We start from the raw sequence: 23,610 nt of genomic DNA on the forward strand, positions 1-23,610 counted from the left end.
TAGTTTAAAGCTACAGTGCAAATCAATTTGTATCATAATTAAATTAGCTGTTTTCATATCTATGTATTGGATTAGATATGAGGAAATGCGATCGCCTATCAAAATTGGAGACCAATTGCGATTACGCTGCCCATAGCCCAATCGCCTTTTTATAGATATTAATTAAACTTGAAGTCTTCTAGGTTATTTTTATTCTGTGCTTGTTTTACTGTATCAATCCATTCTTTTTTGAGTAGAGAACTAGCGTTTACTGATTCAAATTTCTCCTGCCAAATTTGAGATGCAAATTCCTGCAAGAAAATCTCCCATTCTTCTCTCATTCCTTCTGCTCTAACAACACGATCAACAAATTCTTCGACAATTGCAAAACCTGCTTGACTAGGTTCAACTAGTATATTTTTTAGTTCTTTCTCACAATTACTAACCGCTTCTATCTGAGCCTGACAAAGATGGTGGTATATTTTTTTTGCTTTTTCTTCATTAGAATTAGGTTGACCAAAGAAATTACTAAACAAGTCATTAAACTTATATCTAGTTCTGTCTGGAGTTAAAACATCCAAGTGCTTTCTGATACGATGCTGAATTAAGCCATGATATTGCAAGTCGAAAGTTGCTAATGTTGAAAATCCCAATTTTAAATCAGCCAAATCTTCTGGTATTTTGCTTTCTATATCGAGTAAAAAATCAGTTCCTTCCCCTTTTGCTACGTACTTTAATTTGGCATATTCTGCTAATACATTAGACACTTGAGATTTTGATTTATCAAGAGACTCCCTCAAAGCAATATTGAGATTTAAAAAGCGTTTTGATAATCGAGTTCTAACTTCATGTTGACATTCTGAGTAGGCACTTTCAAATGAACCATGGCGATCGCGTTTTTTAAGAATCTGCTCGACACTGGGAACACCAGGATGATTACGACAATGTTTAATAGCTTGTATTACTGCTAACTTGAAATTAATATCTTCGGCATCTCTATGTCGAATCATAGATCTTGTCAGCCCCTCTAGATTCTCCCTTAGTTCATTCCAAAGTTTATGAAATAGGCGAACTGAATAACGTGACCAGTCATAGCTTGTAGCTTGTCCAAATGCAACATCAGCTTTGTCTAATTCCTCTTTAATTTGTCGCTGAAGTTCTAATAATCTATACTGGCAAGCTGAAGCATACTTATTGTCTAAAATATCAATTCTATGAGTCAAATAATCAATAACTCGATCTAAAATTGCTGTTTGTGCTTCTGTTTTGTTTGCACAGTCGCAAATGATAACGTCTTGAACATCTATATGCTGATTGGTAATATCATTTTTTAAACTAATACAGTTCTTATAATTGTCAATTGTAGCAACGTGATTGAGAACCATAAAAGACCATTCATTAATCGGCAAATCTGTCAAAGCACTGTTGGCTAAATCATAAAGATCGACATCTACTTCTGCCCAAACATCTCCCATAGATTTGGGCATACGCATAAATAAAACTATATCAATATCCTGTCCTAAAGTTTTAATCAAACGCTCTGCGTCGCCAATCCCTGTATCTCCCAAGCCTGGCATATCTACTAAAGAAATTTGTCCAATATCTTGGTTGGGAAATGAGCAGTAAATATCTACTTTTTTGACAGCTAAATAAGCAAAGTAAGTGCGATCGCCTTCAACAGTGTCTTGAGCAACATATTCTCGAATTTGCTCTTTGCTAATTCGCTTAGGAACAGTTTGTGAAAAAAACTGACGATATTGATTAATATGCTGATGATATTGACCAAGATGTTTATATTTAGCTTTGTCCAAAGCCGCTTTTACTGTGTCTATTTCTGGTAGTGGAAAATTGGCAAACGTTTCTAATGATAAAGGAACAACACCTAAACTTAGCTGATGATAATAAGGTGCTATAACTTCATTTAAAAAAGAGTGTTCTGAATGAAAATAAACTTCAGCGTAAGTTTCTATTCCTGCATGATGATAAATATTACTTCTTACCCCTGTACAATGTTGATCGTCACCATCAGGAATTTCGGCTTTAGACAATCCAGTCAAGCTTTGTAGCAAACGGCTTTTTCCTTGTCTAGCTCTCCCAACAACTCCAATGTTTAAAGTACGACGGGAAAAACGAGACTTTAGTTTTTCTAAAGCGTTTAATTCTGTACTGATTTGATTAACAATTGATCTACAGTCAATATGTTCTAGTTTAGTGACAATCGTAACATCATCAACTTGTTCTAGTAACCTATCTCGTTTATCTCCAATTTCACTCACCAAATTAGACATAAAATTGAGATTATTTTGAACTGTTTCAATTTGATTGACTAATGGTTGACGCTTGGCAACAATTTGTTCAATTTGAATAGATCTTGAAAACTTATTATTATCTGTAATCGTCTGAATCATTTTAGGTATCTTATTTTTTGATCAATCCTCAACCTAAGTGTTCCCAGATTAAATAAATAAATAATTAAATTAGCCATTTTCATATCTATGTATTGGATTAGATATGAGGAAATGCGATCGCCTATCAAAATCGGGGACTAATTGCGATTATGCTGTATTGAATGCGAGTTGTTAGCAGAAGAGCGTTAAAAAAATTTTGGGAGCAACATTCAAATGCTCAACCTAGTCTATTGTTGTGGTATCAGTGCCTATAGCTTTATCTAGTTTTGAATAAAAAAATACGACCAAATATTACGTTGCTCGTATTGATAATCAAGTTGATTTGTTAATTAGCTAAGAATGTTGGTTTCCTCCTAAGCTTAAATATTAATCACGAAAATACGCCGTTTAAGCACATCAAATTTACCCAAACTATTTAGCCATAAGATTCTAGTTTTTCATCGCCATTGGGCATTTTAGGCGCAAATTTTCTCAAACCTAAATACTGCTGAAATACGTTCCAAAGATATAGAGGATTAAGAATTGCGTAACGCTGCCACAATCTTTTTGGCTCTTGAATTAGACGAAAAAACCATTCTAAACCCGCATCTTGCATCCATTTGGGAGCTTGAGGTAATGTTCCTGCATGGAAGTCAAAAGCAGCACCAACTGCCAAAATTGGTATACCTAAGAGGTTTCGATACTCATAAGCCCAGGTTTCTTGTCGGGGACAACCAAGACCTAAAAAGACGGCATTAGCTCCAGATGCTTTGATACGTTCAACCAACTCTAAACGCTCTTCTTCGGTAAGTCTTCTGAATTTAGAAGCTTCCATTCCCGCAATTTTTAATCCAGGATAAAGTTGAGCTAAATTATGAGCAAACTTGTTTAGAGTTTCTTTTTCGCTGCCATATAGATATATGCTCAAGCCTTCTTTTGTCAAAGATTCGGCTACTTTGAGAGTCAGGTTAGGACCATAAACACGGTCTGGTAGCTGCTGCTTGTATAGCCAGGACAATGCCCAACGCACAGGTTGACCGTCGGGCAGAACTAAATCTAAGCCATTTAAACGTCTGGCGTGGGTACGATCCATAAATCCAGTCATTACGCCATGTACGGCTAAGGCACTAACGGCGCAAGGCTGTTTGTTTTTAGCCGCGGAGGTAATTTTGCAGACGGCAAACTCATAGTCTACAGCACAGACATTGATTCCTAATACTGAGTATTTTCCTTGATTAAGCATTTAATTCCACCTCTCGACACCACTTTCGTAAATTTCCGCTAAAATCTGATTGATATTGTATTTGAGTGACCAGTCTGGATAATGAGATTTAAATTTGGAAAGGTCGCTCACATACCAGATATGATCGCCACTACGATTATCTTCAGTATATGAATAATCAAGTTTTTTGCCCGAAAGCTCTTGGGCAATGGCGATCGCCTCTAGCATTGAACAATTGCTTTCTCGTCCACCACCAATGTTGTAAACTTCCCCAACGCGAGGATTTTTGTAAAATTCGTGGAAAGCTGCAATTAAATCAGAAGAATGAATATTGTCTCTGACCTGCTTTCCCTTATAGCCATAGATTGTGTAGGGTTTGCCAATAGCCGTACATTTTACCAAGTATGCCAGAAAGCCATGTAGCTCAGTTCCAGAATGATTTGGTCCTGTTAAACAACCGCCTCTAAAGGAAGCTGTACGAATGCCAAAGTAGCGTCCATATTCCTGAACTAGAACATCTGCTGCAACTTTAGAAGCTCCAAATAAAGAGTGTTTACACTGGTCAATACTCATGTCCTCCGATATTCCATCATAATATTTATGAGCAGAATCTATTTCCCAGCGTTTTTCTAGCTCTTTTAAAGGCAGGGCATTGGGTAGATCTCCATATACTTTATTAGTAGATGTAAAGATAAATACTGCTTCAGGACAATATTCACGAGTTGCCTGTAAAAGATTTAACGTTCCGTTGGCATTAACCGTAAAGTCGGAAAAGGGATCGCTAGCAGCCCAGTCGTGAGAAGGTTGAGCAGCAGTATGAATTATTAAAGCAATATCTTGACCAAAATGTTGAAAGATTTCTTCGATCTTTTCGTAATCTCTTATATCTACTTCACGGTGCTGATAACTATCAATTTCTTTTTCTAACTTTTGGCGATTCCACTTCGTCGAAGCTTCTTCTCCAAAAAAGAACTTTCTCATGTCGTTGTCAATACCAACAACGTCCATTCCTAGACTGCTAAAGAATCTTACAGCTTCAGAGCCAATTAAACCCGCCGATCCAGTGACAATTGCTACACCCATATTTAACTTTAGTTTTTAACCGTTTATTTAGATTAACTACCCGACCTTTGCATAAACTTTATAATCCCCAAAGATTTATGAAGGTTTTGCGTACTTACTATTAAGTATATTTACTATCAAGGCTTTATTATGATACATGAAATTTTCTGATGTGTCGATACATAATCAGTAAAAAAACTGGCACAAAAGTTTCAAACTGAAAATACAATAGTGATATGATTGCTAGGCTTAAAAATCTAAGTTTTTAGTTGGAAAATAGACACTTTTAGTAGTAATTTACACAGCCCTTGTAGATTGATGTTGGTATTAATAGTAGACTTTAAACAGAGATCATGTTTGCATCTAGACAGATTAAGTAATTTAAGATATCTAGTTGTTTTTACGTAAGTATTTATAGTTAAAATAGGGTCAATTCGTAATTTTATGCTTATTGGAATAATTGAAGTTAGTGAACCAAACCATTATTCGGCAGTTAATGGTCTGCTCAAAACTTATGCCAGCAATCCCCACAACGAGATCATCGTTTACACTTTGCCATCAATTAAAAAAGCTTTAGAAGAAAATGGTTTACCAGAAAATTCTAGTTTAGTAGTCTTAAACGTAAGCGAAAATCAGTCTCTAAAAAATCTGCTAAAGGATATAGAAAATACTGCTTTTGATCGGATACATATTTGTACTATGTTCGACAACTATTCTGAGTTTGCTGGGTTCAAGCCTCAAACTAAAGAAATCTGGCTTCACGTACATCAATGTGAAGAATGGTATAACGATGACTTTAATAGAGCTATTAATACTTTAATTCCCAGCCTTAAAAACAAGGATCAAAACAGAGAATATTCACGCATAATTGCCAGGACGGTTAGGGATTATTTAGTTTACAAACCTCTGAGAAAAAAAATATTGACCCAGTTTGATAAAAATTATCAGCTACGAATCATAGTCCATAGTCAAGGACAAAAGGAAGTTTTATTAAAGTATTCATGCCAGTCACCAATTACCGTATTTCCTTTTGCTATTTATGAGGGAATGGAAGACTTATCTGAGTCGAACCAAGTTTTAAGAATATGTATCCCTGGTGTAATTACTCAGGCAAAAAGGGATTATCTAGGGGTGTTTAAAGTTTTACAAGAAAATGCAGCAGCCTTAAGCGATCGCCTGGAACTTTATTTGTTAGGATACGTTACCGAGCGTGAACAGCCAGAAATGACAGATGCCATAGCAGACTTGCAAAACTCTGGCTACAAGGTTCTCTATCATGACTCTTTTGTTTATGGCGAAGAGTTTGATAGGGCGATCGCCAGTTCTGATTTATTGCTTAATAACCAGTTTATTAGTAAAAACAGTACTGAGGTTTATGGCAAAACTAAAGAGTCAGGTATGATTTTTAATATGCTGAGGGCAGCTAAACCAGGGCTATTACCAAAAGAGTATAATGTAGCTTCAGAATTTAGTGACTGCACCCTATTTTTTGATAGCTATCCCCATTTAGTTGATTTAATTAAAGAAATTATTAATGATCCTCAACATTTGCAGCAGTTGAAGGCTGCTGCCAAAAAGTTATCAGTAAGCTATTTGCCCAAAAATCTTTATTCAAGATTGATTTCTGAAGATTAAATGCTTAACAAATTCAAATTATTAGATGAAAAACTAAGCCCAGGATTAAAGAAAATTATTTCCAGTATAGGCTGGTTAACCGCAGAGCGCGTCTTTATGATGGGCATATCATTTTTTGTGGGCATTAATGTAATACGATATCTCGGTCCAGGAAATTATGGAAAATTAAGCTATAGCATCAGTTTTGCTGGTCTAATTGGCGTGATTGCCAAATTAGGTTTAGATCAAATCGTAGTCCGCAATCTAGTCAAGGACGAAGAGTCTACCCAAGAAATATTGGGAACAGCTTTTTTGCTGAAGTTGATTGGCTCTTTATTTACAGTTGCTTTGATTGGGATCGGTATTTGGATTTTCAGTAATGATAGTCAAATTCGCTGGATGACAGTGATTGTGGGCATTGGCTTAGTATTTACTGCTTTTGAGATCATCGACTTTTGGTTTCAGTCAAAAGTCTTATCAAAACCAATGGCTGTCGTCAGAAGCGGACAACTAATTTTGACAAGTGCGGCTAAATTAGTCCTAATTTTCGGAAAATTCCCTTTGATGGCATTTGCCTGGGTGTTTCTAGCAGAATTTGTGCTAAAAGCAATCGGCATGATTTGGATTTATAATCAAAGCCGTCAGTCTATTCTTCGCTGGCAGATCAGTTGGTCAAAAGCGACAGAATTAATGAAAGATTCCTGGCCTCTAATTTTGTCTGGCGTAATGATTTTGATCTATATGAAAATCGATCAGGTAATGCTGGGTAATATGGCAGGAAATAAAGCCGTAGGTAACTATGCAGCAGCGGTAAAATTATCCGAACCCTGCTACTTTGTACCAGGAGCAATTTGCTCTTCTATATTTCCCGCACTGATTCAGGCTAAACTAAGAAACCAGCAGGAATATCAAAATAAAATACAGCAGCTATATGATTTGATGGCTTGGCTTGCTTTGGCAATTGCAATTCCCATAACTTTTGTCTCAGATATTTTGGCTACTACTTTGCTTGGTCAAGAATATGCTGAGGTAGGCACAATCTTAAGATTACATATTTGGGCTAGTCCTTTTGTTTTTTTGGGAGTAGCTCAGAGTAAATGGTTAATGGCGGAAAATTTTACTCGTTTCAGCATGATGGCGACTTCTTTGGGAGCTTTATCTAATATAATTCTAAATTTTTTGTTGATTCCTCAGTATGAAGGCGTTGGTGCAGCGATCGCTACTGTAACATCATATGCTATTGCGACTTACTTATCCTGTATTTTTTACCCTCCAGTATATAAAAATGCCTGGATGTTGACTAAGGCTTTATTTATACCACTACGTTGGCGTCAAAACCTAATTTATTTGAGGAATATCAGAAAAGTTTTTTCGTAAAAATCCAATGATTATTATTGATTACTTGTACACATAACTAAACCAAAGCTAAATATTCATATGCAAAGTATCAAAAGACGATACCAAAGTTTTAAAAAGAAATACGAATTGGTTAGGAGGAAGTCATACGAAGCTTTTGGCTCATCCAAATATTCTAGAGCATCATTAAATGATATAGATCGTAAATTAGAAAAATATTTGGATTATCGAAATGGTTTTTTTATTGAAGTTGGTGGAAATGATGGCTTCAATCAAAGTAATACTTACTATCTTGAAAAATTCAGAGATTGGCAGGGAATTTTAGTAGAAGGAATACCAGATCTTTATAATAAATGTGTTCGTGAACGAAAAAATTCAAAAGTATTTAATTATGCTTTAGTTTCTGCTGATTTTAAAGAATCACATATTACTATGAGTTATGCCTACCTAATGTCTTTTGTAAAAGGAGCTCTTAAAAGTAATGATGCTGAAACAAATTATTTAAAAGAATGGATTATAGGTGAAAAGAAATGTAATAAAAGAGATGTGGTTTCCTATGAAATAAAAGTCCCGACTAAAACCTTAACTGCAATTTTAGATGAATGTAATGTTGAAGAAATTGATTTTTTTTCATTAGATGTAGAGGGGTATGAATTAAATGTACTGAAAGGACTTGATTTTAAACGATATAAACCAAAATATATGTTAATCGAGGCAAGATTTAAAGAAGAAATAGATGAATATATTTCCGATCTGTACGTTCAAGTGGATCAACTGTCATATCATGATTTCCTCTATAAATGTAAAACTAAATGATAAATGTCTTATCGTTGATTAAAACCTAATTTTCATTAGAAAGATCTCCCAGTAGACGATTAATGGCTGAATATTTTACTCGTTTCAGCTCGTTCTCAATCTCCTTCTTTAAGAACTCGATCAAATTCAATTTTGAATATTTTAACGAGATACTTAATTTTTATGAGCAAAAAAATAATTGATATTGCGAAAAAAGCCAAAGAATCCCTAAGATTAAAATCTGCAAAAACCAATAAAGTTTACAAAAATCTTGTACAGGCAGAAATTGTCAATCATCTCATTAGAAGTTTTTTAGTTTTAGATACTCCCTTAATGATTTCTCGCTTCGGATCAACTGAAGCTGCTTGTACAGATTTTTTTTTGAGGAAGAGACCTAAACAGCAATACAAAGATTGGATTAGAAACCAGATGATTAATAATTCAGGATTTTTTCCTGCTGATGATTTGTCACTTGATAAATTTGCTCAATTAAACTCTGACTCAATTAAGCAAGTAGATCTCTTAGGTGTTTGGTATCCTCTAGGCGAAACGAAAATTATTCAAAATTTATGCCCAGAAGCTTATCTTGTCCCGCTATATTCTTTAGAACCTTATTTTCATAAGAATCCTTGGAGCTATCTGCTTAAAGGTAAAAGGGTTTTAGTCGTTCACCCTTTTGCAGAATCAATCCAGGAAAATTTTTTAAATAGTAGGAATCGACTGTTTAAAGATCCACAAACCCTACCAGATTTTGATCTCCAGGTTTTTAAAGCAGTTCAGAGTATGGGTGGTGATTGTAACTTTAATAACTGGTTTGATGCTTTTGATTATATGCGCGATGAAATTAGTAAAAGAGAATTTGAGATTGCGATTATAGGATGTGGTGCCTACGGCTTACCCTTAGCTGCTTTTGTTAAAGATTTGGGTAAGAAAGCAATTCATCTCGGAGGTGCAACTCAAATATTGTTTGGTATTCGAGGACAAAGGTGGGATACAAAACCCTTTTTCCAAAGTCTATTCAATGAATTTTGGACTTCTCCTCAAGCATCTGAGATTCCAGACATCCTTCAACAGAATCAAATAATTCGAGATTATTGGTAATTTGAGTTCGGATGATGTCTTAAAAGTATGAAAACCTTAATTAAAACTTTCTACCAGAGATAACTATAAGTTTTATAGATAATATAGGTATAATGCTGAAATTAACCGCGAATCCTCATCGATTGCCATAAAACACAATGGATCAACTTTCGTATCATGATTTTCTCTATAAATGTAAAATTAAATGATTAATTACTTAATGACTAATTAGTTATAGTTTGCAAGTTTCTATGATCGACCCAACTATAACTGTCGAAGAACAGATGCCTGATTTTCAGCTTGAAACTCCAGTTGTTTTTATAATCTTTAAACGACCAGATACGACTGAAAAAGTATTCGAGGCAATTCGCCAAGCCAAACCACCTAAACTTTTGGTAATTGCAGATGGTTCTCGTTCTGACAAACCAGGAGAAGCGGAAAAGTGTGCTGCTGCAAGAGAAATTATAGATCGAGTTGACTGGGATTGCGAAATTTTAAAGAACTATTCAGAAATTAATTTGGGCTGCGCCAAGCGAGTTTCTAGTGGTTTAGATTGGGTATTTGAGCAAGTACCAGAAGCCATTATTTTAGAAGATGATTGTTTACCTCATCCTACATTCTTTCGCTTTTGTGAAGAACTGCTGAAGAGGTATAGATATGATGAACGAATTGCTTCGATATCTGGTCAAAATGTCCAGCTAGGACGCAACAAAACTGAATATAGTTATTACTTCTCTCGCTATCCCCACATCTGGGGTTGGGCAACTTGGAGAAGATCCTGGCAGTATTATGACTTTGATATGAAGCTTTGGCCAGAAATCAAAGCGAAGAATTTGCTGCGTAACATATTGCAAGATCCAGAGGCGAAAAAATGCTGGAGTGAGATTTTTCAGTCTACATATGAGCATGATAAACGTATAGATAACTGGGACTTTCAATGGACATTTTCCTGTTGGGTTGAGAGCAAATTGAGCATTCTGGCAAACGTAAATTTAATCTCCAATACTGGTTTTGGTCTAGAATCAACTAACACGAATAATGAAAAAAGCTTATATAGCAATCTAGCCGTAGAAGCAATAGAATTTCCTATGAAACATCCACCATATGTAATTCGTGATACACAAGCAGATAGATTTACACAGAAAACTTTATTCAATTATCTAGGTATTATTAAGAAGATTGGCGTTAAAATCGAAAGATTTTGGGAAATATGGTCATAACTTCAGATTAACCCAAAGATGAACTTACAACAACTTTAAATAAAAGCTAGAATCAGTGTAGTAGCGTTTTATAAACAGCAAACTGGTTTGGAAAATCTCAACAAAACTAAAACTAATGGTCGCTGTTTATAAAACTAAAGTCGTTTGCAAAATAAGCATTTTTCGTGAAGTTAATTGTTTGAAATTTCACCTCAACTAATTGTTATTATAACCGACTCAGGATATAGCTACCTGTAGCTATTCATTATTAATTATGAATGTTTTGCTTCTTAGTACTTCTGATGTTAAGGGAGGCGCTGCACGTGCGGCATATCGATTACATCAAGGCTTTAAAAATATCGATCATCATTCTCAGATGTTAGTCCAAACTAAGCATACTGACGATCAACAAGTTATTGGTTTTTCAGATGAATCAGGTATAGGAAAAATTACTGCTGGGTCAAGACTAAGTTTAGGTCAACTGCCGTTGAGATTTTATCGCGATCATGATAGTTTTTATTCTCTTCAATGGCTTCCAGATAAGATTGCTTCTAAAGTTATTCAACTTAATCCAGATGTGATCAACCTACACTGGATTTGTAATAGTTATCTACAGATTGAAACTCTGGCAAAGTTAAACAAACCCTTGGTTTGGACGCTTCATGATATGTGGCCATTTACAGGGGGATGCCACTATAGTCGTGAGTGCGATCGCTATATGGCTTCTTGTGGTAGCTGTCCTCTACTTGGCAGCAGCAAAGATTGGGACTTATCTCGTTGGGTATGGCAACGCAAAGCAAAAGCCTGGAAAAATCTCAATCTGACCATTGTTAGTCCTAGCTATTGGTTGGCTAAGTGTGCCAGTTCGAGTTACTTATTTCAAGATTTACCAATCAAAGTAATTCCCAATAGTATTGACACGAAAAAGTATAGACCAATTAATCGCCAGGTAGCGCGAAAACTGCTTCGTCTACCTCAAGACAAGCAACTAGTTCTATTCGGGTCAATGAAAGCAACTAGGGACAAAAGAAAAGGATTTCAATTTCTGCAACCAGTACTACAAAAGTTGAGTCAATCTGGGTGGCAAGATAAGTTAGAGTTGGTAATTTTTGGAGCTTCTCGATCTGATAATCTACCTGAGTTTGGTTTACCATCTCACTATGTAGGCAATTTGAACGACGATCTTTCTTTGGCGGCAGTATATTCGGCTGCGGATATTTTTGTCTTGCCTTCAGTTCAAGATAACTTACCTAACACTATCATGGAGGCGATCGCCTGTGGTACTCCTTGTGTCGCCTTTGATATTGGTGGCATACCCGATCTGATCGAACACCAAAAAAATGGCTATTTAGCCCAACCTTTCCAAACTGAAGACTTGGCTCAAGGAATTGCTTGGGTGCTAGAAAAAGAAGAAAGACATCAGAAATTGTCCCACCGCGCTCGTGAAAAAGCAGAACAAGAGTTTACTATGCAGATCCAAGCAAGTCGTTATTTATCTCTTTTTAAGGAAACTATGGATAATTAGGCAATTAATGAAGTACGTAAATAAGCTTAACTGTAGTTGTCTAAAACTTAATTCAGCAAAGCTATTTTAAATATTATGATAGACCTAATTTTATATCCACCAGTATTGGGGGCAACATTAGTTGCTTTAATTGCTAGTTTTATCATCTTATTTTATCTTACAAGAGACAAAGCGATCGCCTCGATTTTTGAGCAATTAGCCGTCTATATGTTTTTGTTTGTTGTCTCTGGGGTTAGCATATTTCCTTTTTCCCATTTGGATCTTGCTTCCTTGGGAAGTCCTGAAAAAAACTTGTTTTCAGCCATTTTTCTATTTGTTGTCTACGCTGCTGTATTTATTTTGCTGCGAGTTCGCGTCAGTCAAATTATCTTAAATGTAATAATTCTTTTTCAGCAAAATTATTTAAGCATATATCTCGGTCTGACAGTTTTTTCGGCTTTTTGGTCAGCAACCCCTTTCATAACTCTAAAAGCAGCAATATCTTTAGTCCTTATTAGCAGTTTTGCAGTTTACTTTGCTAGAAAGTATAATTGGCGACAACTTCTTGAATTATTACGCTGGAATCAAACCTTCGTAGCCCTTTTAAGTGCCTTTTTGGCTATTTTTGTTCCTTCGGAAGGACTCAATGAAAAAGGATGGGCAGGAGCTCTTGGTCATCCTATCAATTTGGGAAATATGATGGCATTAACTGCTGCATTATGGTTGTTAAACGCTACGCAAAATTCTAAATATCGCCGGCGATCGTTACTGTTTTGTGTCCTGAGCATTGTCATTATGCAATTGGCTAACTCTGCTGGAGCATTTGTTGTTTTTCTCTCTTTAATAGTAATAATATTTATTCCGCAAATATTTAGAAAGCTAACTTTTTTACAGGCTAATTTTCTGTTTACATTCATTTTGTCAATATTTGCGGCACCTAGTATTTGGTTATTCAGCAACCCTAACAATACGATGTCTTTGTTAGGAAAAGATATGACCTTTACGGGAAGAGTTCCTTTGTGGAATTTATTAATCACGGAGATTATTCCAGAACGCCCTTGGTTTGGTTATGGATATTCTGGTTTTTGGCAACCATGGCGAGGTTCAGATAATCCTGCTGCTATAATTTTTCGTCTAATTGGAGACTGGGCAGTTCATGCTCATAATGGATTCTTAGATATTATTATTAGCGTGGGTTTGATTGGACTTATGATATTTGCTTTATCCTTTTTAAATAACGTTGGTAGGGCAATAAAATTAATATTTGGCAATCGCAGCCCTGAATCATTTGTGCCTCTGTTTATGTTGACGGATGTATTTATGACTAACCTTTCTCACTCTACAATTGTTATGCCGACCTACATATGGTTTTTGTACGTTCTGACAACAGTTCGATTGCAGATCGATAGCGGTCAGAAAAAGAAAAAAAGAAATTTAAGTTTATTTCAAAATCAAACATTTACCTCCTAAATACTTTAAAAGAATAAATCTTTCAGATGGGCAAAAAACGCAAATCAATCACAAGGCGAGCTTTTTTACTGGGTTTAAGTGCTTTAGCAGGTATTGCTGTAGTAATAGCGGGCAAATTGAAATTTAGAAAAGAGCGGATTTCAGAATCGGGCAAACCTAAAGAAGATTTTTCGGCAAAGGGAACAACTCCTTTAGGCGATCGCGCTGCCCCTAATGGACTGTTATATGGAGCATTTCCTCAGGCGGGATACCAGGATTTTGTTAAAGATCCCCTGTTTCAATCTCAGCTTGTGCAAGAGTGTCGTCTTTTAGTAATTAGTTTCTACTGGAATTGGGGAGGTATTCGTCCTAGTGAAAGTACATACGACTTTACTGCAACTGACTACTTTGCTAAATTTGGCGCAGAAAACGACATGGTGTTGCGAGGACATCCTTTAATATGGCATCGCTCTACTCCTGATTGGCTGCTGGCTAAATTTAATGACCCCAGTACGACTAGTCAAGAAATAAAAAATATAATGAGCGATAGTATTACCACTGTAGTAAAAAGATATGCAGGTAGAATTCATTCCTGGGATGTAGTCAATGAAGCAATTAATGTTGAAGATGGTCGAGCAGATGGATTTCGAGATACAAAGATAAGTGGTATTAATGACGTAAAATCTCCTAGTTGGCTTGATTTTCTGGGGACAGATTACATTAACCTTGCTTTCCAAATTGCCTCACAAGCCGATCCTCAAGCAATGCTTACCTATAACGAATTTGGGCTGGACTATGACACTCCCGAACAGGAAGCTAAAAGAATTGCCACATTGAAACTGCTAAAAAGTTTAAAAGCTAAGGGAACTCCAATTGATGCTTTTGGTATTCAGGCTCATTTGAATGCTGCTATGAATGATAAGTTTAGCCCCCAAAAGTTGCGTCAGTTTCTTAGGGATGTGGCTGATTTAGACTTAAAAATTATTATCTCTGAACTAGATGTTACAGATAAATATCTTCAAGGAGATATTGCCCGTCGCGATCGCGCTGTTGCCCAAGCCTATCAAGATTTTTTGGCAGTCGCTCTAGATGAACCTGCGGTAGTTGCTGTAGCTACTTGGGGATTGAGCGATCGCTATAGTTGGATACAAGATAAAAATGAACCTCGTCAAGATGGTACTCTCCAGCGACCTTTACCTTTAGACGCTCAATTAAATCGTAAACTGGCTTGGTATGCGATCGCCAACGCTTTTGATAATGCGCCTAAACGTTAAACTATTGTACGCACTAAAAAAATACTCGTTTTTATTTAAATACTTACCTATCACTTAATCTAGTTAGTGCAAAAATTTCCTCTTGTACTGCTTTGTTCCATTGTTGACGATATTCACCCAAATCTATTTTTTTAAGAGTTAATTCTCTAATCGCATTGACGATAGACTCTGAAGAATTTTCTACTAATACAGCCCATTCCCCAAATAATTTTTCAGTTAATGATGTCTTGCTAATAACTAATTGAGTATCTGACGATAAAGCTTCACAGGCACCACTGGGTTGAGTTGCATTACTAGTGGTCAATACTAAAGATGCCAAACTTGAACATAAGACTTGATGATATTCTTCAGTGGCTAGAAAACCAGTCAAGGTGACATTATCTAATCTTTGCAAACTGGCTGCCGTTTTTGCATTCAGCTTGTTAATATCAGCGGTAATTACAAAGTTATATTCAATCAGCTTTGCCATAGTTTCAATCAATAAATCTACTGGTTCATCCCACGGATCGAATGAGGCAATAACTAAAATCTGTTTGGCTTGGCGTTTTTGGGGTTTGGTTGGCGCGATCGCCTTAATAGGATCGGAAATTGTAAACAGCTTGGCTTGAGGATAAATTTTGGAAACTAACTGAAACATTTCGGCATTGTGAACAATAATTGCCAAAGCATTTTTTAGCAAAGCTTTGCTTAGAGGCAAGCTTTGCCACATTTCCACTTGAAATAAAGGATTATGAGCATCAATTATATAAGGAGTTTTGGTAAGTAAAGCTGGCAAAGCACTAAAGGTAGGAGGACATTGAGCCACTACAAAATCAGGCTTTTTAGTTAAAATAGCTTGAACGCTTACTACCAGTTTTATTAGATAGTCTAAAGGTCGTAAATATTTACTTTTGAATAAATGAGGAATAAACTTTAGCTCACAATTAATCAGAGGAGCGAGAACTTCAGGTCTTCTTTGATACTGCTTCCAAACTAGGAACAAACCAGAAAATTTATTGGCTGAATTGCTATTCGACATTACTCACAACATAATTAACTATAATTAGCAGCTGTCTTAAACTTTTAAATTAGTATTGGTTTATTAAACTTGAAAGGAATAAAAGTTAGTAGGTTTGACTTCATATAATAGTATAGTCTAGTCAGATTTTTTGTTAAAGGCTATTTTTTGTCCTATTGTCAATAAACTATCAGCTAGATAATTAATATATGATAACTACTAACTAATTTACAGTTTAAATAGGTAAAAAATCATAATGTTTTTCATTATATTTTTGTAATAGTTATGTATTTTAATATTATGTTTGACAATACGATTAAAACTAGTTAACCTTTTATTTACTAATATTGTATTACACATTTAGCGATTATTTTTTTAAAACTAGCTTAATTGGAAGCTATACAAGTTAATTACTTCTATGAAAAATAGTACAGATAATGAATACATAAATCTAATTTTTTTTTACTGCTGACAATATTTTTAAGATCGGCTATGCTAAGTTGTTTGTTTTTGTTAATTACATATTTAAATAGTAGTTTGAAGTTGACAACAACTAATGAAAATTTATACTTTCAATGCACCTGTAGATACTCGTGTAGAATTATTATGGTCTTTGAGATCTAGAAACAGAGACAAGATATTTGACAATTTTATACATCAAAACAAATACACAGAGGTCAGTTCAATTCAAGACTGTGATTTAGCCGTATATCCTAATAAAGTTTTTCATCCAGAAACTCTAAATTTTGATAGATCTGTATTCACAGCAGCAAAAAAAGCTGAACAATATAATAAGCCTCTAATTATTGATGCAACTAGTGATTCTGATATTTTTCTAAAAATACCAACAGCTAAAATACTGCGCTGTGGTTTGTATAAAAGCTTGAAAAAACCTTTTGAAATAGAATGTCCTTTTTGGAGTAATTATAGGACTAAAAAAAGCCTAGATGCTTTAATAGCATTACCTAAAAAATTAAAGCCAGCAATTGGTTTTTGCGGGACTATATCATCTATAGGCAAATTATCCCAGCTAGGGAAATTAATGTTACCCGCGAAAGTTGCCAAAGCAGTTTTGGCTGAAGGTAAATTAGCTCACAAGGTTAATATTAAACTTCGAGAAGGCATGAGTCTAAAATTAAGAACATTAGCTATTAACATTCTGTCACTAGATACAAGAATTGAGGGTCATTTCGATATTAGCGATCCCTATCAAAGCTACTATTTTAAAAATGAAACTAATCAACAACTATTAGAAAATTTGTTTGTAACTAATACAAGTAAATGCGACTATATTTTGTGTATTAGAGGAACTGGTAACTATTCTGGACGCTTTTACATGGCTTTAAATGCAGGACGTATACCAGTGGTTTTAGACACTGATATAGTTATTCCCTTTGAAGACAAATTACATATAGTCAAGATTCCAGTTCAGTCTCTAGAAAATATTGGAGATTTTGTTTTAAAGCATTTTGAGCAAACAACTGATAAAGAACTAAATACAATGAAGGCGCAAAATCGTTTTGTCTATAATCGATTTATATCGCCTGAAAAGTTTTTTCCTAACCTATTACATAGTATCGCAGTACGTTAATCGGTTAGCGGTGCGACCCCGCGTCGCCGTCAGGCGCAAGGGAACGCGCACCAAGACAGGAAAAAAAATTTAATTGCTCGTAAGTAAAAAGTAAAAAGTAAAAAGTAGCCAAGGTGTACCCACCGCAGGGAGTATCTTAACACAGCCTCGTATTGCTATATGTAAGCGCACCGAGTCAAAATGGCTTTGGAAAAGACGAAGAAAAAAACCGCAGCGATTAAAAGCTTACATAGTTAGATTAAGCCATTTGTCATTACGGTTTGAAATTTATATTTTTAATTTCTTGTGTCTTTCGCCTCATTAGTTAGGCAAAACTTAAGTATTGAGCAACTAGCGACTAGTAACTATCAAAATCAAGCAAAGCATTAAAACTAAACCTTTTGAAAATATAAAAACGCTATAAACAGGCTACTTTAATTTATAGTTACTGTCTAACCAGCATTGGGGAAGACTTTCTCCAGAAGGAAAAACAAGATTTTGCTTATCAAAAGGTTCTGGCGGCTGTTCGTTTTGACCAGCTTGCATTTGACCTGTTACTTTATCTTTGAAGGGATCGATTAGCTCGTCTATTTCAGAAATTTCGATCAATTCATCGTCTTGCTTGTTTTTCAATAACATTGAGTAGCTCCTTGCTTGTGAGTGTAGATAAAACATTGTAGATAGTTTGCAATTTTCTTACAAAAACAATCAGCAATATTTACACACTCTAAAGTATTACTAAGCCGATGCTATTTCCATCTAGCAAAAGGCTTAGATTTCAAGACACGCATTACAAGCTTATCCCACGGCTATAAAGCTTAAATCAGCATTTAGTCAGTTAAACCGCCAAATACACCTTTAAGCGCAGCAATCCCATCTTCTGCTGCTGCCCAAATACCGTCTTCTGGTTCGTTCCCTGTTAACTGGCGCACGCCATAATAGTAGATTGAGCCTTTTAATTGTTCTTGATGGGCGCGGTTCTTGAAGTTGACTTTGTTTATCGGGTCTACTAATTTCTGTAAAATACCGTCAGTTGCTTGGGCTGCTTTATGTACCAATAAACCAGTCATCACTAACTGATGCTTTAGCCCTTCGTGCTGCATAAATTTTTCGTATATGTCCAAATCATTTTCAGACATAAGACTTTCCATAACCTGCACCATTTCGGTAATAGTATCACTAGGTTGAGAAGTCACTTCCAATTCAGCAATAGCTTCGTCAATTGCAGTTAAACTTTTGCGATCATCCTCTAACATATTTGTTAAGGTTTCTGAAACTTTTTTGTTATCAGTACTTGCCTTTAATAACTTTTCTTCGTTGGAAATCATTAAATTTTGCAGAGTTTTCATATCTGCTAATTTGCGAGCGATCGCATTTTTTTTGGTGGTTTCTAATGTAGCTGCCATAAGCTGCTTTTACTCCAATTTCTAATTAATTTTGTCTAACGATTATAGTCTGACGTTAATTTTGAGGAGAAACATCTTACTTATGATTGATCAATGTTTTCATTTATTAATTAGGCAAACAATAAAACTAGCCAAAAGTTATAGATTAAGTTTAGTAATCTATTAAATATTGATTAATTGATGATTGTTCATTGTCTTATAATGCTCCTGCTGCGGTTTTGTCAATGATGCTTCCACCGTTTAAGTGAGTAGTAATGTTGATGGCTTGCATTACTGGTTTACCTAATGCGCCGTTATGATAATCGATGACGCTAACTGCACAGTTACCCTGTTTAATGTTCCAAAAGTTATCTGGCTTTAACCCAAGTAAATAGCAAAGAATCACTTTATTTATGGCATCGTGAGCTACTACTAGAACTGTTTTAGGTGTGTCTGTATTACTGTAATCAGCGGCAATTTTATTCCAGGCTGCTACACCTCGATCCCAAACCTGCTGTAAATTTTCTCCTTCTGGCATTTGTACTGTTTCGGGTTTATCTTTCCATTGTTGCAGCAAGTCAGGATACTCTGTCTGGATTTGGGTCTCTAACATCCCTTCCCATAAACCATGACAAATTTCAATCAATTCAGAAGTTGTCTGTAGTTTGACACCTGGATGTTCTTCCAAGATGATCTCTGCGGTTTCTTTGGGACGCATCATAGGACTTGAGATGGCAAAATCTATCGGTACATTCTGTAGAAACGTGCCAGCTTTACGGCTTTGCGATCGCCCGTTATCATTAAGCGGAATATCTCTAATACCCTGAAAGCGGGATTCTTTATTCCAGTTGGTTTCTCCATGTCGCACCAACAACAAACGAGGTCCTTGGTGAGATGGACGAGTGGGGGGAACTGGAATACCTAAATGGGATGTTTGATTAAGAGATTCTAGCTGTACAGAGTCGCCAAAGTTAAGCGAAAAGTTAATAATATTGATACAGCAATTAGACTGCTGAATCGAATGATAGCGATCGCTTGAGATGCCAATCGCACTCATAATTAGACAACGATTGATACCGTTATGAGCCACAATCAAAATTGTTTTGCCAAAATGCTGGGCGATTGCCTCACGCCAGAAGTCTTGTGCCTGTTGATAGAGAGCTAGTACAGGGTAGTGTTCTGTACCGTCTTCGAGAATCATCTTAAATTCTTGCGGATTTTCTTTCCACTGACGATAATCATCAGCAAATCTGGACATTACTTCATCTTTTTTTAGTTTTTCCCACAAAGGTAAATCAATTTCCATCAATTTGTCTGTAGGCTCTAAATCGGGAAGATTCGCTAAACCTGCATGAATCGTTTCTGCCGTCTTTTTTGCTCGCTGCAAAGGACTACAATAAAAGGCATCAATCTTTACGTCACTGAGAGCTTGCCCTACCTGTTGCGCGTCAGCAATCCCTCGATCAGTTAAGACAGATTCATTACAACGACCTTGAATTATCTTCTGAGCGTTATAGGTGCTTTGTCCGTGGCGAACGATAATTACACGAGTAGCCAATCTTTTAATCCTCCAAATTGATTCACCTCAGTTATTGTATCCACAAACCGAAGAATCTCCAGTATTGTAAGTTTTTATTCATTAGTTGCCCTTACTTAAAAGATTGATAAGTATTCTCGGAAAGGGGATAATGCCAAAGGCATATAAGAAAATAATGATTATTAATTTCCCTATCTAATGACACCTAAGCGAATAATTCTAGCTTTACTGACCATATTTGCGATCGCTATGATTGGTTTTTCTCTAAACAACAGTCTTTCTCAACCACAGATTCAAAGCCGTTTAGAGCTATATCAAACTAATTTAGTCCTCCAGGTAGCAGAATTTAAATCGAGTCCTACAGATGAGTTCGATCTCAACAGTGCAGTTAGCTCTTTAGTAGGAGAAGATCCCTACTCCTCGGCTAGCAAACAATATCAAAAAGTTCGCCAAGAATCAGCAGCTAGTCGTCAGACTTTTAGCTCTCAGCTACAGCAGCTAGAAACATCGAATACAGACCTGGTTAGCAATAAGCCAGAAGCAAATGCTGCTGGAGAAACACAGCTTAAACAGCAAATAGGCGCATTAGATCGCTTTATTAATGAATTGGGTGTAAAACAGGGAATCTTACTGGCGGTACAGGGTAAGCCAGAAGAGGCGATTGCGATTTGGGAGCGGGAAATTAAGCGGATCGATAACCCTGAAGATAATTATGTGCAAACGGCAACGTTACTTAAGCAACTATGGCAAGGTAAATCTCCAGAATTAGAAGCAAGCGTAGGAATTATTGAAAACAATTTAGATAGTTGGTTTCGCTATCAGGCTTTGGCACAATTGGATCGGGTTAACAATCGAACCAATGATTTAGCTGCGCTACAAACTAAAGAAATACAAATTGCTGCTAATTCAATCATCAAGCTAGCCGTAATTAGTGGTATTCCTGTTTTTGGTGGCATAGGCGGAGTGATTTTATTAGTCTTCTTAATTGTGCAGGGGTTGACCAAAAAGGAGACTTCTATTCTGGCTACAAATAATAACAACAAATGGGAAACTCCTTGGGATTGGGAAATAACCTGGCAGGTTTTGATTGTTGGCTTTTTCTTTATTAGTCAAGTTGTTTTACCTATTTTTGTAATACCTTTGTTGTTAGGTATTTTTCAGCTTAATCCTGCTAATTTTTCTCTCAGAATCAAGGCTTTATATGTTTTGGCGACTTATTTCTTGATGGCCGCCGGAGGTATTTCAGTGCTTTATTTTTCAATTAAGTCTTTTCTTCCCTTACCTGAAGACTGGTTTAAATTTAAGCTGAAAAGCAACTGGTTTATTTGGGGGTTTGGAGGCTATTTAACTGCTGTACCTTTAGTCTTGTTGGTGTCTTTGATTAATCAGCAAATATGGCACGGACAAGGGGGAAGTAACCCATTGCTATTTTTAGCTTTGCAAGCACAGGACAAAGTAGCGTTAGCAGTATTTTTTAGTACAGCCTCGATCGCGGCACCGATTTTTGAAGAGATAATGTTTAGAGGTTTTTTGTTACCTTCTTTGACCCGCTATCTGCCAGTGTGGGGCGCAATTGTTCTGAGTGGCTTTATTTTTGCGATCGCTCACCTGAGCTTATCAGAAGTTTTACCCTTAGCTACTTTAGGTATTGTCCTGGGAGTAGTCTACACGCGATCGCGTAATCTTTTAGCTCCAATGTTACTTCATAGCCTCTGGAATAGTGGCACATTAATTAGTTTGTTTGTTTTAGGTAGTGGAGTTTAGTATCGCTACGCTTAAGTAAGTAGCTAGGCGGAATTAAATATAAAATGTTATAGCCGATAATTGCCTATTTCACTACGATTTTTCATCTCTTGTATGAAGTATCATACAACCCCATTGCTCGCTCGAATAAACGTTCAAATGTAGAGAGTGTTCCGTCTGGTTTTATAACCAATTTAAAAAATACGATTGGTTTGATAGGTGCTTAGAGCAATGCTGAGGTTTTGTTTTTATAGCCAGTCAAGCCAATATTGAGAACAAAGCATTTCCAAGGATGGGTTGGCAGATAAAGATAAGCTGTTCATTTATAGCTAAGGGAAAAGTTCGCTCCTATTTTGGCATAGATAATTTTATTTAGCGTTGCTGAATAAGTAACGATATTTTTGGCAAAATAAATGGATGAAATGCTCCAAATGTATATTAAAAGCAACTAATTGGAGTGTTTGACTTGGAAACACAAGCGGACTTGGAAAAGCGCGAGAGTGTTGACTGGGGGAACTTTCCCCCAGTCTTAAATTATGGTTTTACAGATAAATTTCAACCAGAATGGGAAGATCGAATATTTTTAATTTACATCAGACATATCTAGTAAAAAATATTAACCGAAGCGATAGCCAAAACCTCTAACTGTAATCAGATACTCAGGCTGACTAGGTTCTTCTTCTAATTTTTCCCGTAACCAGCGGATATGAACATCTACGGTTTTGGTATCTCCCAAAAAGTCTGGACCCCAAACTTGATCGATTAATTGTTCCCTAGACCAAACTCGACGGGGATAGCTCATAAACAATTCTAATAAACGAAATTCTTTAGGAGACAAATTTACTTCCGAACCCCTGACCACAACCCGACACTCTTCAGCAAACAGATTTATATCACGATACTTTTGAACCGAACTAGAACTAGAAGACGAGCTTGTGTATCTTTGGCGACGCAACAAGGCACGACAACGAGCTACAAGTTCTCTCATACTAAAGGGTTTGGTCAGATAATCATCTGCACCTACCTCTAAGCCCAATACGCGGTCTGTTTCGCTGCTTTTGGCACTAATTACTAAGATAGGTGTAATATCCTCTTCATAGCGCAATAAACGGCAAATATCTAAGCCATTAACTTCAGGCAGCATCAGGTCTAAAATAATTAAATCTGGAGCTAATTTTGCTTGGCTCAGGTTGGGGTTTTGCAGCATATTTAGTGCTGCTCTACCATTGCTGGCGGTGTGAACCTCAAAACCTTCTTCTTCTAAAGCAATTACAACCATCTCTCTAATTAAGTCTTCATCTTCAACTAGTAAGATGCGATTTGTTTGAGTCAATTTAGATTCGACTGGAGGCTGGATTTCTGAACACAGCATAAATAAATACCTTAAATTATCAGTAATATTACATATACATTAAAATTTGCACCTAGTAACATCCTAAGCAAATTATTAATGTGGT

At 36.1% G+C, this 23,610-nt stretch carries 18 protein-coding genes; 10 read left to right on the top strand and 8 right to left on the bottom strand.

Annotated elements, in window-relative coordinates; all coding sequences use genetic code 11:
• Nucleotides 1-158 precede the first annotated feature (158 nt).
• The 3 genes from SLP02_RS18850 to SLP02_RS18860 form a co-directional block, all read right to left on the bottom strand.
• Nucleotides 159-2,387 carry a hypothetical protein gene (locus tag SLP02_RS18850; protein ID WP_319422263.1) on the bottom strand — a complete coding sequence of 743 codons (2,229 nt, stop codon included), beginning with the start codon at nucleotides 2,385-2,387 and terminating at the stop codon, nucleotides 159-161.
• Between the two features lie 415 nt (nucleotides 2,388-2,802).
• Complete coding sequence (locus tag SLP02_RS18855; protein WP_319422264.1) at nucleotides 2,803-3,609, bottom strand: WecB/TagA/CpsF family glycosyltransferase; 807 nt, start codon at nucleotides 3,607-3,609, stop codon at nucleotides 2,803-2,805.
• Complete coding sequence (locus SLP02_RS18860; RefSeq protein WP_319422265.1) at nucleotides 3,610-4,671, bottom strand: NAD-dependent epimerase/dehydratase family protein; 1,062 nt, start codon at nucleotides 4,669-4,671, stop codon at nucleotides 3,610-3,612.
• Between the two features lie 423 nt (nucleotides 4,672-5,094).
• On the opposite strand from SLP02_RS18860, the gene SLP02_RS18865 reads away from it, so the two are divergent.
• From SLP02_RS18865 to SLP02_RS18900, 8 genes are all read left to right on the top strand, one after another.
• Nucleotides 5,095-6,285: a hypothetical protein gene (locus tag SLP02_RS18865; RefSeq protein ID WP_319422266.1), complete on the top strand. Its 1,191-nt coding sequence runs from the start codon at nucleotides 5,095-5,097 to the stop codon at nucleotides 6,283-6,285.
• On the top strand, nucleotides 6,286-7,641 hold the full coding sequence (locus SLP02_RS18870; RefSeq protein ID WP_319422267.1) for a flippase: 1,356 nt from the start codon (nucleotides 6,286-6,288) through the stop codon (nucleotides 7,639-7,641).
• 60 nt (nucleotides 7,642-7,701) lie between these two features.
• The gene (locus SLP02_RS18875; protein WP_319422268.1) at nucleotides 7,702-8,436 is read left to right on the top strand and encodes an FkbM family methyltransferase; all 735 of its coding nucleotides are present in this window, start codon (nucleotides 7,702-7,704) and stop codon (nucleotides 8,434-8,436) included.
• A gap of 162 nt (nucleotides 8,437-8,598) precedes the next feature.
• Entirely contained in the window at nucleotides 8,599-9,516 is a 918-nt protein-coding gene (locus SLP02_RS18880) for a hypothetical protein (RefSeq protein WP_319422269.1), read from the top strand.
• Nucleotides 9,517-9,779: 263 nt separating this feature from the next.
• Nucleotides 9,780-10,715: a glycosyltransferase family 2 protein gene (locus tag SLP02_RS18885; protein WP_413467401.1), complete on the top strand. Its 936-nt coding sequence runs from the start codon at nucleotides 9,780-9,782 to the stop codon at nucleotides 10,713-10,715.
• A gap of 253 nt (nucleotides 10,716-10,968) precedes the next feature.
• Complete coding sequence (locus SLP02_RS18890; RefSeq protein WP_319422271.1) at nucleotides 10,969-12,219, top strand: glycosyltransferase family 4 protein; 1,251 nt, start codon at nucleotides 10,969-10,971, stop codon at nucleotides 12,217-12,219.
• A 207-nt stretch (nucleotides 12,220-12,426) separates the two neighbouring features.
• Complete coding sequence (locus SLP02_RS18895) at nucleotides 12,427-13,668, top strand: O-antigen ligase family protein (RefSeq protein WP_319422272.1); 1,242 nt, start codon at nucleotides 12,427-12,429, stop codon at nucleotides 13,666-13,668.
• Between the two features lie 26 nt (nucleotides 13,669-13,694).
• Nucleotides 13,695-14,921 carry an endo-1,4-beta-xylanase gene (locus SLP02_RS18900; RefSeq protein WP_319422273.1) on the top strand — a complete coding sequence of 409 codons (1,227 nt, stop codon included), beginning with the start codon at nucleotides 13,695-13,697 and terminating at the stop codon, nucleotides 14,919-14,921.
• A gap of 43 nt (nucleotides 14,922-14,964) precedes the next feature.
• Here the strand turns inward: SLP02_RS18900 and SLP02_RS18905 are convergent, their stop codons facing one another.
• Nucleotides 14,965-15,939: a glycosyltransferase gene (locus SLP02_RS18905; protein ID WP_319422274.1), complete on the bottom strand. Its 975-nt coding sequence runs from the start codon at nucleotides 15,937-15,939 to the stop codon at nucleotides 14,965-14,967.
• Between the two features lie 535 nt (nucleotides 15,940-16,474).
• Here SLP02_RS18905 and SLP02_RS18910 point away from each other — a divergent pair.
• A complete protein-coding gene (locus SLP02_RS18910) occupies nucleotides 16,475-17,509 on the top strand; it encodes a hypothetical protein (RefSeq protein ID WP_319422275.1) in 1,035 nt (344 codons plus the stop codon).
• A 408-nt stretch (nucleotides 17,510-17,917) separates the two neighbouring features.
• Here the strand turns inward: SLP02_RS18910 and SLP02_RS18915 are convergent, their stop codons facing one another.
• The 3 genes from SLP02_RS18915 to SLP02_RS18925 all read right to left on the bottom strand — a co-directional run bounded on the left by SLP02_RS18915 (nucleotide 17,918) and on the right by SLP02_RS18925 (nucleotide 20,431).
• The gene (locus SLP02_RS18915; RefSeq protein ID WP_319422276.1) at nucleotides 17,918-18,127 is read right to left on the bottom strand and encodes an acetyltransferase; all 210 of its coding nucleotides are present in this window, start codon (nucleotides 18,125-18,127) and stop codon (nucleotides 17,918-17,920) included.
• A 191-nt stretch (nucleotides 18,128-18,318) separates the two neighbouring features.
• The gene (locus SLP02_RS18920) at nucleotides 18,319-18,894 is read right to left on the bottom strand and encodes a hemerythrin HHE cation-binding protein (protein ID WP_319422277.1); all 576 of its coding nucleotides are present in this window, start codon (nucleotides 18,892-18,894) and stop codon (nucleotides 18,319-18,321) included.
• Between the two features lie 196 nt (nucleotides 18,895-19,090).
• Complete coding sequence (locus tag SLP02_RS18925; RefSeq protein ID WP_319422278.1) at nucleotides 19,091-20,431, bottom strand: histidine phosphatase family protein; 1,341 nt, start codon at nucleotides 20,429-20,431, stop codon at nucleotides 19,091-19,093.
• Between the two features lie 177 nt (nucleotides 20,432-20,608).
• Between SLP02_RS18925 and SLP02_RS18930 the strand changes: the two genes are divergently transcribed.
• A complete protein-coding gene (locus SLP02_RS18930) occupies nucleotides 20,609-22,174 on the top strand; it encodes a CPBP family intramembrane glutamic endopeptidase (protein WP_319422279.1) in 1,566 nt (521 codons plus the stop codon).
• A 595-nt stretch (nucleotides 22,175-22,769) separates the two neighbouring features.
• Here SLP02_RS18930 and SLP02_RS18935 read toward each other — a convergent pair.
• Nucleotides 22,770-23,525: a response regulator transcription factor gene (locus SLP02_RS18935; protein WP_319422280.1), complete on the bottom strand. Its 756-nt coding sequence runs from the start codon at nucleotides 23,523-23,525 to the stop codon at nucleotides 22,770-22,772.
• Nucleotides 23,526-23,610: the final 85 nt, after the last annotated feature.

The sequence above is a fragment of the Pleurocapsa sp. FMAR1 genome (assembly GCF_963665995.1).
In the GTDB taxonomy this organism is placed as follows: Bacteria; Cyanobacteriota; Cyanobacteriia; order Cyanobacteriales; family Xenococcaceae; genus Waterburya.

Coding starts and splice junctions, on each gene's coding strand:
- SLP02_RS18875 (WP_319422268.1), top strand. CDS start 7,702: ATGCAAAGTATCAAAAGACGATACCAAAGTTTTAAAAAGAAATACGAA.
- SLP02_RS18870 (WP_319422267.1), top strand. CDS start 6,286: ATGCTTAACAAATTCAAATTATTAGATGAAAAACTAAGCCCAGGATTA.
- SLP02_RS18890 (WP_319422271.1), top strand. CDS start 10,969: ATGAATGTTTTGCTTCTTAGTACTTCTGATGTTAAGGGAGGCGCTGCA.
- SLP02_RS18895 (WP_319422272.1), top strand. CDS start 12,427: ATGTTTTTGTTTGTTGTCTCTGGGGTTAGCATATTTCCTTTTTCCCAT.
- SLP02_RS18920 (WP_319422277.1), bottom strand. CDS start 18,894: ATGGCAGCTACATTAGAAACCACCAAAAAAAATGCGATCGCTCGCAAA.
- SLP02_RS18865 (WP_319422266.1), top strand. CDS start 5,095: ATGCTTATTGGAATAATTGAAGTTAGTGAACCAAACCATTATTCGGCA.
- SLP02_RS18880 (WP_319422269.1), top strand. CDS start 8,599: ATGAGCAAAAAAATAATTGATATTGCGAAAAAAGCCAAAGAATCCCTA.
- SLP02_RS18850 (WP_319422263.1), bottom strand. CDS start 2,387: ATGATTCAGACGATTACAGATAATAATAAGTTTTCAAGATCTATTCAA.
- SLP02_RS18930 (WP_319422279.1), top strand. CDS start 20,609: ATGACACCTAAGCGAATAATTCTAGCTTTACTGACCATATTTGCGATC.
- SLP02_RS18915 (WP_319422276.1), bottom strand. CDS start 18,127: ATGTTATTGAAAAACAAGCAAGACGATGAATTGATCGAAATTTCTGAA.
- SLP02_RS18935 (WP_319422280.1), bottom strand. CDS start 23,525: ATGCTGTGTTCAGAAATCCAGCCTCCAGTCGAATCTAAATTGACTCAA.
- SLP02_RS18860 (WP_319422265.1), bottom strand. CDS start 4,671: ATGGGTGTAGCAATTGTCACTGGATCGGCGGGTTTAATTGGCTCTGAA.
- SLP02_RS18900 (WP_319422273.1), top strand. CDS start 13,695: ATGGGCAAAAAACGCAAATCAATCACAAGGCGAGCTTTTTTACTGGGT.
- SLP02_RS18910 (WP_319422275.1), top strand. CDS start 16,475: ATGAAAATTTATACTTTCAATGCACCTGTAGATACTCGTGTAGAATTA.
- SLP02_RS18905 (WP_319422274.1), bottom strand. CDS start 15,939: ATGTCGAATAGCAATTCAGCCAATAAATTTTCTGGTTTGTTCCTAGTT.
- SLP02_RS18885 (WP_413467401.1), top strand. CDS start 9,780: ATGCCTGATTTTCAGCTTGAAACTCCAGTTGTTTTTATAATCTTTAAA.
- SLP02_RS18855 (WP_319422264.1), bottom strand. CDS start 3,609: ATGCTTAATCAAGGAAAATACTCAGTATTAGGAATCAATGTCTGTGCT.